Raw genomic sequence first — 14,166 nt, 5'->3', positions numbered from 1 at the left:
ATCCCCTGCATCGAACGCAACGGCATGGCCGCGGTCAAGGCCGTCACCGCCGCCCGGATGGCCATGCGCGGCGACGGCTCCCACAAGGTGTCCCTCGACAAGGTCATCAAGACGATGAAGGACACGGGCGCCGACATGAGCGTGAAGTACAAGGAGACGGCTCGGGGTGGGCTGGCGGTGAACATCATCGAGTGCTGAGGGGATGGGCCCTGACCAGCGCATTCGCATCTTTCAGCGCTGTCGGGGCCTTCCCTGCTTACGCGGGGGAAAGTCCCTGGAGACTCCCTGGGACGGACGTGAAAGTCCCTGAAAAGTCCCTGGGATGTCCCCGTGGAAGGGGCTCTTGACCTGCAGGTTCGCGGCACGCAATCAACGCCGGATGCACCGCTCACCCACCGGCTGATGTATCAAATCGATCCCCCACTCTCACCTGAGGGGTACTATTCGATACATGGATGCTGCGGAAAACCCGCGCTTGGAGCAGCGGCTGGCCGGTCTCTCTCCCACATTCACGACGGCGCAGGCGCGTCAGGCCCTGCTCTCCCCTCGCGATCTGGCGCACTTGGTCACGGAGGGGGAGATAGACGAACTGTCCCGTGGGGTGTACCGGCGGGCAGACGCCCCGGAGACAGCGCACGCGGATCTGCTGGCCGTGTGCACACGGGCCCCTCGCGCCGTCGTGTGCGGTGAATCCGCCCTGGCCCTGCATGAGCTGATCGACGACATCCCCGCAGCAGTACACATCGCTGTGCCGCGCGGTACACGTCGCCCGACGATTTCCTACCCGCCGACCGTGGTGGCGCAGTACACCGCGAAGACCTTCGACCTCGGTCTCGAACGGTTCGAAGCAGCCCCGGGAGAAACCATCCCCATGTACAACGCAGCCCGCAGCGTCGTCGACGCGATGCGCCACCGCAGTCGCCTCGGCGAGACCCTCGCCCTGTCCGCGCTCGGCCGCTACCTGCGCCGGAGCGGACGCGGCGGGGTCGGCGAACTCCAGTACATCGCACGCGAGTTGGACGCTCTCTCCGTCGTCCGCCCTGCAGTAGAGGCGGTGCTCGCCTGATGGCCAACCCCGCCCGCGACACCACCGCAGGCCGCGTCTACAACGACCTGCGCAACCTGGCCCGCCGCAACAGCCGGTCCACGGACGAAGTCATGGTCGAGTACGTCCTCGAACGGTTCCTCTACCGCCTGGCCTCATCGCCCCTGGGCCGGGAGCACTTCGTCCTCAAGGGTGGCCTGCTGCTCGCCCAGTTCGGCGCACGTCGAATGACCCGCGACATCGACATCCTCGGCCGCTCGTTCCCAGGCCGCACGGAAAACCGAGATCATCCACAGAATCGCGGCCATGGCCGCCACCCCGAGAGCGACGACGGAGTCGTATTCGATCCCGCGGCACTATCCGCGAGGAGGACGAGTACCACGGTCTGCGTCTGTCCATGACCGCCTCCGTCGCCCGGGCCCGGCTCAGGCTCCAACTGGACGTCAGCTTCGGCGACCCCGTCACGCCCGGCCCCCGGCTCATCGACTACCCGCAGCAGCTCACGGAGGAAAGCTTCCGGATTCGACTTCGGTGACCGCCGCCAGGTTGACCTGTGCCACCCCGTGATGCCCTGTCCAAGGCGTCTGTCCACCGGCCGCCCACCGGCGGGGTAGCCGGAACCGGAACCGCGATCCGTGAACGCGTGGGCCGCGCCGACACGCTCGCAGCGCCGGGCCTGCTGGACTACGAGATCACCTCAGCCGCCTTCGGGCTGGCCCGAGGCCGGCTAGGCAGCAAGCCGAAGATCACGGAAAAGGAGGCCGTGAAGGCGATCACCGACTACCAGGCCCTCGCTCTCGACCTGTACCCCACGCTGGTCCTGTGGCAGCGCGTACGCGAGCTGTCGAACAACCTCTCCGTCTACGACGCGCATTACGTAGCCCTCGCCGAGAGCCTCGGTGTCCCGCTGATCACCAGCGACGCCAGGATCGAGCGCAGCGGGGCAGCACGCTGCACCATCGAGACCATCGAGACCTTCGAGGCAGCCAGCAGCTGACGCCGGCGGCACCAACGCGCAGGGTTACACAACCCGTGCACGGTCCGCTGGGCCCATGGCTGTCGGCGCGCTGGGGCTGACCTCGGCGTCCGCAGCGGCCCGATCAGATTCGGCGTTCCCTTCGCCTTGAGCCGGAGCGGACCGGATCCGTCCGGGGGGTCAGGCCGGTGGGTAGCCGCGGGCGAGCAGGGCTTTACGGAACGCGGGGAGCTTCTCACCGGGGACAGCCAGCCGCCGCTCACCGAGGTGGGCGCAGAGGGCGCGCAGGCAGCGGTCACCCGCAAGGAAAGCAGCCAGGGCATCGTCGGCGCACTCGATGAGGTGGACCGGACCGGTCTCGCGGGCCTTGCCGAGGCGGCGTTGGGTGTCGTCCAGCAGGGTGGCGGCGGTGCGCGGCAGCGGCTGCGCGGACGCCTGGGCAAGGTGACAGCGGAACCCCTTCAGGGCGCGCTTGGTGTCCGGGGCGCTCAGGAGGGAGCCGGCGCTCAGGGGCCAGGCCACACCCGGTCAGAGGTCTTGTCGGCGAAGGCGTCGGCCGGCACGCACACCGCGAGGAGGTAACGCACGGATCAGCACGTGGCTACACGCCTTCGAGGAAGGGGTGCGGGCGCTGTCGAGCCGGGCCCGGATCAGCGTGACGCAGCGCGGCGGCTCACATAGAGCGCGAGGGCGCCCAGCACGAGCAGGCCGCGGTACTGGGAGGAGGGGTTCTCGCCGCCCAGCGCGCGGCCGCGGCGCACCTGGCTGACCTGGACGGAAATCTGACGGTTCGACATGTCGTCGGCGAGGGCGCGCAGTTGCTCCCCGACAGTGGTGTAGGCCAGCAGGCCCTCCAGGGATCGGCGGGCCATCTGCTGCGGGGAGAGCGTCTCCCTGATGAGGTTCAGGATGATGCCGTAGACCTCCTTCTCGAACACGTCGCGGATCACCAGCTCGGGGGCGATGCGGCGGACCGAGCCCTCCAGGTTGGCGAAGGACTTGCCCAGGAGCGAGATGGCCGGGCTGGAGGCGATGCCGCGACGGGACGCCTTCTCCAGGCACGAGGTCAGCGTGACGCCGAAGTTGAGGTCGGCCAGTGAGGCGGAGGCGACCTTCGGGACCAGCGCGGCCATGTCCGCCGAGAAGCCGGGGATGTCGGACCAGGGAGTGGTGCGGCCCATCTCGGTCCAGGCCTTCGCCAGGCCGTGCCCGTCGTTCTGCCCCACGGCCGCCAGCGCGAGCAGCAGGCGCATGCTGGTCCGCTGGTCGATCCGTCCGACCATGCCCCAGTCGATCAGAGTGGCCGGCCCTCCCGGGGCCACGAAGACGTTGCCGGGGTGCGGATCGGCATGGTAGAAGCGGTCGATGAAGTAGCCGCGGTACATGAAGGCCAACAGCTCCCGGCCGATGGCCATGCGTTCCCGGTCTCCCAGGGTGGCGGGGTCGATCCGTCCCACCGAGGTCCCGGGTGCCATCGACTGCACCAGCACGCCCGGGGTGGCCGCGACGACCTCCGGAACGGCCAGATAGCGGAACTTGCGCGCCGAGGCGCGGGCCCGGTCCATGTTGGCGGCTTCCTTGGTGAAGTCCAGCTCCGGTTCCATCGCGTCGAAGAGGTTCCCGAGCATGGATTCCAGGTCGACGACCGAGCTGAACCGCGGTGCCCCGCGGGCGACTGTGCGGGCCGCCCGGCGCAGCAGCGTCATGTCGGCGAGGACCGTCTCGCGGATGCCGGGGCGCTGCAGCTTGATCACTCCGGGGCGCCCTCCACTCAGCGTGACCCGGTGCACCTGGGCGAGCGAGGCCGCGCCGAGCGGACGGAGCGTGTCGATGTCGTCGAACAACCGCTTCCAGTTGGGCCCGAGGTTCTCCTCCAGCACCGGCTCGAACTCGGAGAAGGGCTGTACGTCCACCTCGTCGTGCATGTTCTCGAACTCGGCGATCATCGTCGGTGACACCATGTCGGGCCGGGTGGAGAGGATCTGGCCGATCTTCACGTAGAAGGGCCCGAGGCTCTCCAGTGCCTTCCGTACGGCCTTGGCACGCCGCTGCTCGCGCTCTACATCGCTGTGGGCTTCGGAACGGTGGGCGCGGGACCAACCCGCTTCCTCGGCGATCAGCTGCCCCAGCACCTTGGCCACGATCCGCATCCGGTTGCCAACCATACGGGCCACCGCGGGCCCCCTTCCTCGTCGGCGACGAGCATGTCGGTGGAAGTCTGCTGACGGTCCGCGCGCCCGGTGTCGGTCCGGGTGCGCGGTGGTACCAGGCCGGTACGGGAAGGTACCGGCCTGGCACACTCGGGCCCTGTCGTGGGGTCCGTCCTCCGCGCAGGGGGCGTCAGCTGCCCTTCGACCCCGGCACGACCTGGGAGAGGACTCCCTGCGCGGCTCCCGCGGCTCCCAGCAGCGGCTGCACGCCCTTCAACGCGCTGACCAGTGTGTTCACCAATTCGGTGAGCTGCTGGAGCTGCTGGGGAAGCGCGGCCAGGCCCTCCGTCACACCGGTGGCCGCCTGAGCCGGTGCGGTCAACCCTGCGGAACTCAGGGGGTTGGCCACACCGCCGACGGCGCTCAAGGGGTTCGCACCCCCCAGCGCCGCCAGCGGGTTGGCCGCGGCTCCGGCTCCGGCTCCGGCCGCGGGGTTGATCGCGGAGAGCAGGGCCAGCTGTGCCAACGGGCTGGAGTTCTTGTTCTTGTCCTTGTCCTTCTTCTTGCCGCTTCCGCCCATGCCCTGCAACGCCGCCATCGCCGCTACGCTCTGCAGCGCCTGCGGAGGCAGGGCGGCCAGGGCGTGGACCGGGAGGCCCAGGAGGCCGTCGTTGTCGTCATCGTCGTCGTCGCGGTCGAGGAGTTCGTCCCACGCCGTCTTGTAGTCATCGGCCATGTTGCCGATGAAGTCCTTGATCGTGTCTGCGGTTCCCATGAGTGATGGTCCTTCCTGGTTGAGGGTTCGGCGGCCCCGGGGAATCGGAGCCGCGCGACAAGGTGGGCTCACACGCCGTGGACGGCAACGACGTCGCCGGCGGAGTCGGCCCTGCGCAGCTCGGATCGGCCGCCACAGGGAGTGAGAGTGGTGCCGATCCGCTTGAGGTACCTGACGAATCCGAGGGTCATCTCGATGTCCTGCACGCGGGCGACGACAAGCGCCGTCATTTCCGCGTCACTCCGCGGCTGTCTTCGCGGTGAGCAGTCCGTGCGTCATACGGAGTGACTTGGCCCCTCGCAGCTCCTCCTCGGTGATGGAGACGCCGTACCGCTGCTCAAGGGCGAGCTGCATCTCCAGCGCCAGCAGGGAGTCGACGCCCAGTTCCTTGACGTACTCGGCGTCGTCGGTCACCTCGGCCACGTCGAGATCGAGGACCTCGGCGATGAGCGCACGCAGTTGCTCCATGTCGACGGCGGTGGCGTTGACCGCGGTGTCATTGGTCATCTGTCTCTCCTTGTCATGATGGTTCTCGGTGTTGTCCTCGGGCAGCGGGCAGACCCTCGGCGCCCCCTTCACACCGCCCGTTCCGGGCTCACCAGAGCCAGCGCGCAGGAGCCGTCACGGCATGCTGCGGCCACCAGGTGCGGGGCGCCGGGGCGGGCCAGGCCACGGGCGACGTGCAGCATCGGCAGCAGCGCCCCGGCGCCCGGCGGAGCCACGTCGACCTCGGCACCGAGCAAGCGGATCTGCTCGGCGACGGCGGTGCCCACCGGGGAGTCGTCGGCGATGAGGCGGGTGGGCAGGGCCGCGTCGCGATCGGGGAGCAGGCGGGCGAACGCATCGCCGACGGCCTGCTTGGCGGTGTGCGATGCCACGGGGGCGGTCGGGGATGCGTGGGGGAGGAAGAAGGTGACCACGCGACAGGTTCCGTGGCCGGTCCTGCCGCGGGCAGCGGCCGCGGCCCGGGGTTCGAGGACGAGTACGGCGGCGCCCGCCTCCGAGATGTCGTGGCCCGCCTGGTGCGGCGGCAGGGCCTCCTCCACGGCTCCGGCCAGGAACATGGTGGACCGTCCGGCGTGCACGGCCCGGGTTCCGGCGAGCAGCGCCTCCAGACCCGCCGTCTGCGGTGTGGTGAGGGTGAGGTTCCAGCCCTTGAGACCGTGCTCCATGGCGACCCGGCTGGGGACGGTGTTCACGGCGAAGAACGGTGCGATCGCCGGGCTGAGCTTCCCGGCCCCGGAGGTGGTCATCGTCTCGTCCATGGCGTCGAGCAGGGCGGTGACCGCGTTGTTCGTGCCGACCGCCATCCCCCGCCCGGTCTCCGGCACCCGGGAGAGCGGGTCGTCCGCTTCCGCGAGCGCCCGACGAGTCGCGGCCAGCAGGTAACGGCACGACGCCGGCAGGTACTTGTAGCCGCGCCCGCCCAGTTCGGCCGCGAGGTCGAACCAGGTGTCGCCGGTGACGGGCGGGCGGCCCGCGTCAAGGGCGAGCCGGGCGGGATCCCGGCCCCACGGGGAGGTGGTGCCGATCCCGGTCACGACGAGTTCCGCTGCGCTCATGGCGTGGCCTCTTCCAGGACCAGGGAGACGTTGTTGCCACCGAACGCGAAGGCGTTGACCAGTGCGTGGCGACCCGTGAGCCGCAAAGGTGTGTGCTGCGGCAGGCTGAGCCGACAGTCGGGATCCTGGCCGTCGCCGAGCGCCACGTTGGGCGGAACGGTCCCCCGGTCCAGGACGAGCGCGGCCGTGAGGGCCCCCAACGCCCCGGCCGCACCGGCGGTGTGGCCGAGCAGCGCCTTGAGGCTGAAGACGGGCAGCCGGGCGACGCGCTCGCCGAAGACGGCGCCGAGAACCCTGCTCTCCACCACGTCGTTCAGCCGGGTCCCGGTGCCGTGCGGTACGACGCAGCCGACCGACTCCGCCGACGTGCCGGCGTCGGCCAGCGCCTCGGCCATCGCCCGCTGGATCTCCTCGCCCCCCGGTTCGGGCGCGGTCAGGTGGTGGGCGTCACAACTCCAGCCGGCGCCCGCCAGCTTGGCGTAGTGGCGCCGGACACCTCGGCGGCGGGCGTGGCGGGCCGACTCCAGCACCAGGACCGCGGCGCCCTCACCGAAGACGGTCCCCTGACGGTCCCGGTGGAAGGGACGGCAGGCATGCGGGTCGACTGCGCCCATGCGGTCAAAGCACCCCAGGGTCACCCTGGCGTACGCCTCCGCGCCGCCGGCCACCACCACCTCGGCTTCCCCGGCCCGGATCATGTCCAGCGCCATGCCGAGGCCGTAGCCACTGGCCGCACAGGCATTGGCCGCGCTGGCCGCGCCGCCGGTCGCGCCCAGCGCGGTGGCCACCGCGGAGGCGACCGTGTAGCTCGGGGCATAGGGCAGAGCGGGATCCAGAGGACGACGGGTCCGCTCGGTGTTCCCGCCGCCGGTGCCGACGACCACGGTGCTGCGGGCGGTCTCCTCGGAGGTGAGCCCGGCATCGGCGACAGCCTCGCGGGCCGCTGTCAGAGCGAGGCGGGAGGCCCGGCCGTAGACGTGCGCATCCGGGTCCGCGTCCGTGTCCGGGTCCGTTTCCGTGTCCCGGTCCGGATCGAAGCCGGGCGGCGGGCCGGTCCCGGCGAGGTGGAAGAGCGGCACCCGGACCCGGGCACCCGGGTCGCCGACGCGCTGCGGGCGACTGTCCGGTGCGGCGCACAAGGCCCGCCACATCGCCTCCACGCCCACGCCGAGGCAGGAGACGGCTCCGGCTCCGGTGATCAGTACCTCTGTCATCGTGCTCCTCTGCCTCCCACGGCGTTTCCGCCCGTGACATCCGATGTCGATGCTTTCCGAGCCGGGGTGGTCCCGGTCGGTGACCCGGTGGCGATGGACGCCACGGCCGCTCACGCGGTGGTGAGCAGGACCGCGGCGGCCGCGTCGTCCGTCGCACCGCCCCCCGCCGCGGCCAGTGCGGTGGGCGCGGCATTGTGACGGCGCCCCGGATCGGCGAGCCAGGCCGTGGCCGCGGCACACTGCAGCACCCCGAGCGCGCCTGAGGCGGATGGCAGCGTCCGGCCGAGATCGCAGACGTCGCCGAACTCGCCCAGGCCGGCCGGGGCCCTTTCGGCCCGGGTCTCACCCTGCGGGGGCAGCCAGAGGCCGACCCGGGCACCGCCGTCCGTCGCCACGCCGACCGCGGTCGTCAGGTCCCGCCGCCTGGTGTACCGGGCGACCGTCGCACGTGCCCCGCGTCCGCGGGCGCGGACGGAGGCGGACGACTCCAGTACGACAGCGCCCGAGCCGTCCAGCAGCCGGACCGGGGCGTCACCCCCGGCCAGCCGTTCGACCACGGCGTTGGCGGGTTCCACACCGATGACCAGCACCCGTGTCACCCGGCCCGTCTCCACGGCGAGTGCGGCCCAGCCGACGGCGTCGAGCCCCGACGTGGCACCGTTGCACAGGGTGAAGTTGGCGCCGCGCAGCCCGAACCGGATGGCCACGCTGGAGGCGATGACGTTGCTGGACGCGTTGGGCAGGTCCAACGCGGAGACGCCCGCGGTGCCATCGCGGGAGAGGCTTTCGACTACTCGGCACACCGTGTCCAGATTGCCGAGGTTGGAGCTGACCACTGTGCCGACCGTGTCCCCCGGCACGCACAGCCCTTCGTCGTCCAGGAGCCCGGCGTCGGTCAGCGCCAAGGCCGCGGCGGCGAGTGCGAGCAGGGTTGCGCGGTCCTTCTTCCGTGCGCCTCTGCCGCTCGGCAGCCGCTCCGGGCCGACGCGTCCGACGGCTTCGAGGGGTTCGGGCGCCAGCAGGTCCGCCGCGTCCTTGGCACCGGGGAGTACGACACCGGTCCCGGTCACCATCGCGGTCGCCGTCCCGGGCGGCGTCCCGGGCGGCGTCCCGGGCGGCGTCCCGGGCGGCGTCCCAGTCCACTTCTCAGACGCCATCTCAGGCCGCCTTCCCGACGATCGCGGCTGCGTTGAGGCCACCGAAGCCGAATGCGTTGACCTGGGCCGTCGTCAACTCCGGTGCTACGAGGGGCCCTTCTGTGGTGAACCGCAGAACCGACGCCGGGCCGATGGGATCGCGCAGACCGACGGTGGGCGGCACCCGGCCGGTCCGCAGGCTCTCCACCGCGATCACGGTGCCGAGCAGCCCCGAGCAGCCGGAGGTGTGCCCGGTCATCGCCTCGACCGCGGTCACCAGCGGGCCCCCGTCATCGCCGCACGGTGCGAACACGCGGGCCAGCGCCTCCGCTTCGGCAGCGTCGTTGACGAGAGTTCCCGTGCCTTGGGCGCACACCAGGTTGACGTCGTCCGGTCCGATCCCGGCCCGCTCGTGCGCCTGCCGGAGCGTGGTCACGATCCCCTCCACATCCGGTGCGGTGACGTGCCGGGCATCGCAGTGCAGGCCGACGGAGCGGAGCACGGCGTGCCCCGGCCCGTTGCGGCGCAGCACGAGCGCGGCGGCGCCGTCGCCCAGCAGCTGACCCTGACGGTCCCGGTCGAAGGGGCGCACGGCTCGCGGTGTCGCGGTCTGCACCCGGTCCAGCAGCCCGTACATGCTCGCCGTGATCGTGTCGGCGGCGGCCACCACCACCGTGTCGGCCCGATCGGCGGTGAGCAGGTCGGCTGCGAGCGCCAGCGTGTACAGCGACGCGGAGCAGGCCCCGGCGAAGGTGTGGGTGTCGCAGGCGCCGAACCGCTCCCGCAGCGCCCGACCGAAGTGCAGGTCCACCAGGTCGAACGAGGCTCGGCCGAGCCAGGCCAGCTCCACCGAACGCAGTTCCCGCAGGCCCGTTCCGACCAGGACCGGCACGTCGGACAGGTCCTCGGTCAGACCGGCGTCCCGCGCCGCTTCGGCCACCGCCCGGCAGAGCCACTCGGTGGCCAGCAGCGGGGTGTCGGGCCCGGGGCGGTCGCCGATCTCGAAGGCGTGCCGGGTCCGCAGCCGCGTGGTGTCGAAGGCCCGCAGCTCGCCCAGGCCGGTCCGGGCGGCGCACAGCGCCTCGAAGACTTCCCCGGTGTCCGCGCCGACGCTGGTCACCAGGCCCGTGCCGGCGATCGCCCAGGCCGTCCCAGGGCCGTCGGACGACGGCGCCGGTGATGTCGGCACCGGTGATGCCGCATCCGGTGATGCCGGCTCGGTTGATGTCGGCTTCGCGTATGCGGATGTCATCCGTTCCGCCCCGTTGCCGTCGCCTCGGTGGACAGAGCCCCGGCCACCTGGTCGGCGAGCCCGCGGATCGTCGGGACGTCGTCGAACGACGGGTTCACCGCCGAGCCCAGTTCGGTGCCGAGCCGGGCGACGACGTCGATGAGGATCAACGAGTCGACACCGAGGTCGAAGAGGTTCTCGTCCACGCCGGGCAGCCCGCCGTCGCCCTGTTCGAGGATGTCGGCGACCTGGAGGCGCAGGAACTCCTGGAGCAGCGCGCTGCGTTCGGGGCCTGCGACTGCCTCGATCCGCCGGCGCAGCCTGCCGGAGTCCGATTCCGGGTCCCACGGAGCTGTGGCACTCCGGCGGGCGACCGGCTCGACCCAGTGCCGACGGCGTTCGAACGGGTAGGTGGGCAGTCCCACCCGGCGCCGCCTGCCCGGCGCGTACCAGGCGGACCAGTCGACCTGGGCGCCGCAGGTCCACGCCTCCGCCAGGGCGTGCAGCAGGATCTCGGTGACGCACGACCCGGCGCGGCCGAGGACGTCCAGGTCGATCGCCACCAGCCCCGCGTCCTTCAGCAGGGCGGCGGTCGTCTGGCGGTCGATCCCGGCCGCAGCGGACCGGGACCAGGTCCGCGGGTCGGCGGCCTGTTGTGAGGGCAACCAGTCCCGGCCGGATCCCACGCTGAGCGGGAGCGCCGGTTCGGGCAGGCGGCGGGAGGCGAGTTCGCCGCCTGTGACGAGCGTGAGCGCGGCACGCAGGTCTAGGACTCCGGCCAGGCATCCCGCGACGGCCTGCCCCGGCCCCGAGCCCACCAGGGCGCTCGGCCGCACGTTCCACTCGCCGCACACCCTGGCCAGCGCGTACTGGGTGGTGAAGGCCGCGATGTGCGCGCCCTCCCCGCCCGTCAGCAGCGCCTCGGGATCGAGGGCACGCCCGGTGTCCAGGGCCGTGGCGCACGAGGCCACCGCGTCGCGGAACACGGAGAGTTCTCGGTAGAGGTCCAGCGCGCCGGGTACCGGCTCGCCCTCGCCGCCGGGAAAGACGAAGGCGAACTGTGCGGTGCCCTCTTCGCCCGGCCCGGTCCGCACCCGGCCGGGGTCGAGGACCGCCAGGGAGAGCGCGGCGTCCCTGAGGTCCGTGCAGACCACCGCCCGCCGGTGCACATGGTGGCCGCGGCCCACGGCCAGCGTGTGGGCGACCGCGGCAAGGTCCGGCCCGGAGTGGTGCCTGAGGTGGCGGGCGAGTTCGCCGGTCACGCGGGAGAGCGCCTCGGGGGTACGGGCCGAGAGCACCAGCAGTTCGGCTGCGCGGGCCGGCGCGGCCGGGGGTGCCGGGGGCGGCTCCTCCAGAACGGCGTGGGCGTTGGTACCACCGACGCCGAACGAACTCACTCCGGCCCGCCGGGGCCCGGGACCGGCCGGCCACGTCGCGGTCCCGGTGCCGACGGTGAACGGCCCGGCTGCGAAGTCGATGTCCGGGTTCGGCGCCCGGAAGTGGAGGCTCGGCACGAGCATGCGGTGGCGCAGCATCAGGGCCGTCTTGATCAGCCCCGCCATGCCGGCGGCCGTGTCGAGGTGACCGATGTTGGTCTTGACCGAGCCGAGCACGGTACGCGGGCCGCCTTTCCCCGCCCGGCCGCCGCCGAATGCCTCGGTGAGCGCGGCGACTTCGATGGGGTCGCCCAGCGGGGTGCCGGTGCCGTGCGCCTCGACGTACGAGATCGTCTCCGGCGGACAACCCGCGACGCGCTGCGCCTCCCTGATCACCGCCGCCTGGCGCTCGACGCTCGGGGCGGTGTAACCCGGTTTGGTGGAGCCGTCGTTGTTGATTGCCGTGCCCTTGATCACGGCGTGGATCGTGTCGCCCTCGGCCACCGCGTCGCCCAGCCGCTTCAGGACGACCGCACCGACCCCGCTGCCGATCACCGTGCCCTGGGCGTCGGCGTCGAAGGCACGGCAGTGGCCGTCCGGGGAGAAGATCATCCCCTCCTGGTGGTGGTACCCCTCATACTGCGGAACCCGCAGGTGAACGGCGCCCGCGAGGGCGAGCCCGCATTCCCCGGCCAGCAGGCTGAGACAGGCCAGGTGCACCGCGACCAGCGACGTGGAGCACGCGGTGTTGACACTGAGACTCGGGCCGCGCAGATCGAGTTTGTACGAGACGCGGGTGGCCAGGAAGTCCTTGTCGTTGGCGAGCATGAGCCGGTAGCGGGTGACCGAGGACCCGTCGTGGTACGAGTCGGCGAGGTTGTCCAGCAGATAGGTGTTCATACCCGCCCCGGCGAAGACCCCGATCTCGCCGGGGTACGTGGCCGGGGCGTAGCCGGCGTCCTCCAGGGCGGCCAGCGAGCACTCCAGGAAGTGGCGGTGTTGCGGGTCCAGGATCTCGGCCTCGTCCGCCGGGATCCGGAAGTGCTCGGCGTCGAACAGCTCGATGTCCGGCAGGATCTGCCCCGCCTTGACGTAACCGGGACGGGACAGTTCCTCGTCGGTGAGACCGGCGGCCAGCAGTTCCTTGTCGGAGAAGAACGTCGTGCTCTCCCGCCCCTCCCGCAGGTTCCTCCAGAAGGCGTCCACCGAGCCGGCGCCAGGGAACCGGCAGGCCATCCCGACGATCGCCACGTCGCAGTCATTGATGTCGTCGGACTCTTGCGTCATCTCTCCCCCAACGGCCCTAGAGCGTGATGTCCAACTCGGCGGCGACGTCCCGCATGCCGAGGAATTCGTGTGCCACGAACCGAGCGGCCTCCTCGGGCGCCTCCAACTCCCGCATGATCCCGATCAGTTCACGCTCGTGCTCGACGGAGTCCCCCCGGCTCTGCGCGATCTCCATCACGACGCGCTTCATCCGGTCCTCGATCCCCGGGAGATCGGCACCGGGCGGGAAGGCGATGCTGAACGTGGAGCGGTCGTAGTTCTCGTCACGATGCACCGCGCGCCGCTGACTGGCCGCGTTGAGCTTGTAGAACATGCAGTCCCAGTTCTTGAACGCGTAGTAGTTGAGCAGGGGGAAGAGGGTGCAGTGCGTCTCCATCGGCGAGGAGGCGTAGAGCCCCTTGGCCTTCAGCTCCGCGACGATGCGGTCCGGGTCGTAGGCGTAGCGCATCGCGATGAACGGGAAGACGATCTTCGGGATGTCGGCCTCGTCGGCGAACAGCAGTTGCTCGATCTCGCCTCGGAAGAAGTCGTCCGTCAGCCGCACCCCGAAGGTCCGGTAGAAGCCCCGGATCACCTCACGCGCGTCGGACTCCATGGTGAGGATCTGCTGCGGATCGGCGCACAGGGCGATGTACGGGATCTTGTGCCGGAATGCGTAGAGGATCGCGCGGATGACGAAGAAGGACCGGCACGAGACGCACGGCAGCTTCTCGTCGAGATACCGGCCGGGTTTCACGGCCGGCCGGTTGAAGACCTCCCGCATCATCTTCTTGATGCTGTCGTCATCCGAGTCCAGGACGAAGGTCGCCGGGATCCGCTCCCGGGCGAGCCGGATGTTGTCGGCGGCGTGCGCGCTCTCGAAGGGCACGTCGAAGGTGTAGGAGAGCACGCGCTTGCCGTACTCGTTGACGAACTTGTCCAGCATGTAGGTGCTGTCCTTGCCGCCGCTGTACATGAACAGGCAGTCGTACTCCCCGTGCGGGTTGGGACCGCTGCGGGTGAACTCCTCGAACACCCTCTTGGTGTAGGCGAAGTTCTCCACCAGGTCGCCGGCGATGTCCAGCTTGCACAGGCTGCACACCCCGTCGTCGTCCAGCGTGACGCCGGGATGGCCGTCCTTCAGGGCACAGATGGTGCACATGCTCATGGGGGTCCTCCTCATATGGTCCGGGTCCGGCCTGCGCGCGGGCGTGGGGCTCTTCGGTGATCCGGGCGAGCCGCCGGTGGGTGGCCCCGGGCGTCGTCCGCCGGGTCGGCCGGGTTCCGTCGTCCGGCCCGCCCGGTGGCCTCAGAGCCTGTGTACAAACCCGCGTCCGGGCCCGAGGCGCCTGGCGTCTCCGCCTCCGGCGTTGTCGTCAGTCGCGATGGCTCCGCCATCACTCCCCCCTCCGCCTTGGATTCGAAGGCACCAGAC

General features: G+C 71.0%; 16 protein-coding genes. 5 read left to right on the top strand and 11 right to left on the bottom strand.

Annotated elements, in window-relative coordinates; genetic code table 11:
* The 5 genes from GFH49_RS22825 to GFH49_RS22810 form a co-directional block, all read left to right on the top strand.
* Positions 1 to 198: L-serine ammonia-lyase, iron-sulfur-dependent, subunit alpha (locus GFH49_RS22825; RefSeq protein WP_196218097.1), on the top strand; the 198-nt coding region annotated here is incomplete at its 5' end.
* Positions 199 to 451: 253 nt separating this feature from the next.
* Complete coding sequence (locus GFH49_RS22820) at positions 452 to 1,066, top strand: type IV toxin-antitoxin system AbiEi family antitoxin domain-containing protein (RefSeq protein WP_155057970.1); 615 nt, start codon at positions 452 to 454, stop codon at positions 1,064 to 1,066.
* Positions 1,066 to 1,446, top strand: a complete 381-nt coding sequence (locus GFH49_RS41740) for a nucleotidyl transferase AbiEii/AbiGii toxin family protein (protein WP_230396439.1) — start codon at positions 1,066 to 1,068, stop codon at positions 1,444 to 1,446. The genes GFH49_RS22820 and GFH49_RS41740 overlap by 1 nt, the downstream gene beginning before the upstream one ends.
* On the top strand, positions 1,443 to 1,580 hold the full coding sequence (locus GFH49_RS40290; protein ID WP_230396438.1) for a hypothetical protein: 138 nt from the start codon (positions 1,443 to 1,445) through the stop codon (positions 1,578 to 1,580). The genes GFH49_RS41740 and GFH49_RS40290 overlap by 4 nt, the downstream gene beginning before the upstream one ends.
* Before the next feature lie 18 nt (positions 1,581 to 1,598).
* Positions 1,599 to 2,042 (top strand): type II toxin-antitoxin system VapC family toxin, encoded by a 444-nt coding sequence (locus GFH49_RS22810; protein WP_230396437.1) that lies wholly within the window; start codon positions 1,599 to 1,601, stop codon positions 2,040 to 2,042.
* A gap of 159 nt (positions 2,043 to 2,201) precedes the next feature.
* Here GFH49_RS22810 and GFH49_RS22805 read toward each other — a convergent pair whose 3' ends face one another.
* The 11 genes from GFH49_RS22805 to GFH49_RS22755 form a co-directional block, all read right to left on the bottom strand.
* Positions 2,202 to 2,543, bottom strand: a complete 342-nt coding sequence (locus tag GFH49_RS22805; protein WP_155057969.1) for a hypothetical protein — start codon at positions 2,541 to 2,543, stop codon at positions 2,202 to 2,204.
* Between the two features lie 128 nt (positions 2,544 to 2,671).
* On the bottom strand, positions 2,672 to 4,186 hold the full coding sequence (locus tag GFH49_RS22800; protein ID WP_408055942.1) for an ABC1 kinase family protein: 1,515 nt from the start codon (positions 4,184 to 4,186) through the stop codon (positions 2,672 to 2,674).
* Between the two features lie 175 nt (positions 4,187 to 4,361).
* The gene (locus GFH49_RS22795; protein ID WP_155057967.1) at positions 4,362 to 4,946 is read right to left on the bottom strand and encodes a hypothetical protein; all 585 of its coding nucleotides are present in this window, start codon (positions 4,944 to 4,946) and stop codon (positions 4,362 to 4,364) included.
* Positions 4,947 to 5,014: 68 nt separating this feature from the next.
* Complete coding sequence (locus GFH49_RS22790) at positions 5,015 to 5,176, bottom strand: hypothetical protein (protein WP_155057966.1); 162 nt, start codon at positions 5,174 to 5,176, stop codon at positions 5,015 to 5,017.
* A 7-nt stretch (positions 5,177 to 5,183) separates the two neighbouring features.
* A complete protein-coding gene (locus tag GFH49_RS22785) occupies positions 5,184 to 5,453 on the bottom strand; it encodes an acyl carrier protein (RefSeq protein WP_155057965.1) in 270 nt (89 codons plus the stop codon).
* Positions 5,454 to 5,521: 68 nt separating this feature from the next.
* Positions 5,522 to 6,508, bottom strand: coding sequence for a beta-ketoacyl synthase N-terminal-like domain-containing protein (locus GFH49_RS22780; RefSeq protein WP_155057964.1), 987 nt, complete (start codon positions 6,506 to 6,508; stop codon positions 5,522 to 5,524).
* Entirely contained in the window at positions 6,505 to 7,722 is a 1,218-nt protein-coding gene (locus tag GFH49_RS22775; protein WP_155057963.1) for a beta-ketoacyl-[acyl-carrier-protein] synthase family protein, read from the bottom strand. The genes GFH49_RS22780 and GFH49_RS22775 overlap by 4 nt, the downstream gene beginning before the upstream one ends.
* Before the next feature lie 110 nt (positions 7,723 to 7,832).
* On the bottom strand, positions 7,833 to 8,879 hold the full coding sequence (locus GFH49_RS22770) for a beta-ketoacyl synthase N-terminal-like domain-containing protein (protein WP_155057962.1): 1,047 nt from the start codon (positions 8,877 to 8,879) through the stop codon (positions 7,833 to 7,835).
* A gap of 1 nt (position 8,880) precedes the next feature.
* On the bottom strand, positions 8,881 to 10,047 hold the full coding sequence (locus GFH49_RS22765; protein WP_408055941.1) for a beta-ketoacyl synthase N-terminal-like domain-containing protein: 1,167 nt from the start codon (positions 10,045 to 10,047) through the stop codon (positions 8,881 to 8,883).
* A gap of 59 nt (positions 10,048 to 10,106) precedes the next feature.
* Positions 10,107 to 12,752: a type I polyketide synthase gene (locus tag GFH49_RS22760; protein ID WP_155057960.1), complete on the bottom strand. Its 2,646-nt coding sequence runs from the start codon at positions 12,750 to 12,752 to the stop codon at positions 10,107 to 10,109.
* 16 nt (positions 12,753 to 12,768) lie between these two features.
* A complete protein-coding gene (locus GFH49_RS22755; protein WP_155057959.1) occupies positions 12,769 to 13,899 on the bottom strand; it encodes an adenine nucleotide alpha hydrolase family protein in 1,131 nt (376 codons plus the stop codon).
* Positions 13,900 to 14,166 lie beyond the last annotated feature (267 nt).

It is taken from the genome of Streptomyces blattellae, from assembly GCF_009709555.1.
In the GTDB taxonomy this organism is placed as follows: Bacteria; Actinomycetota; Actinomycetes; order Streptomycetales; family Streptomycetaceae; genus Streptomyces; species Streptomyces blattellae.
Note: the sequence above shows the minus strand (reverse complement) of the source record. Positions and strands in the feature narration are given on the sequence as shown.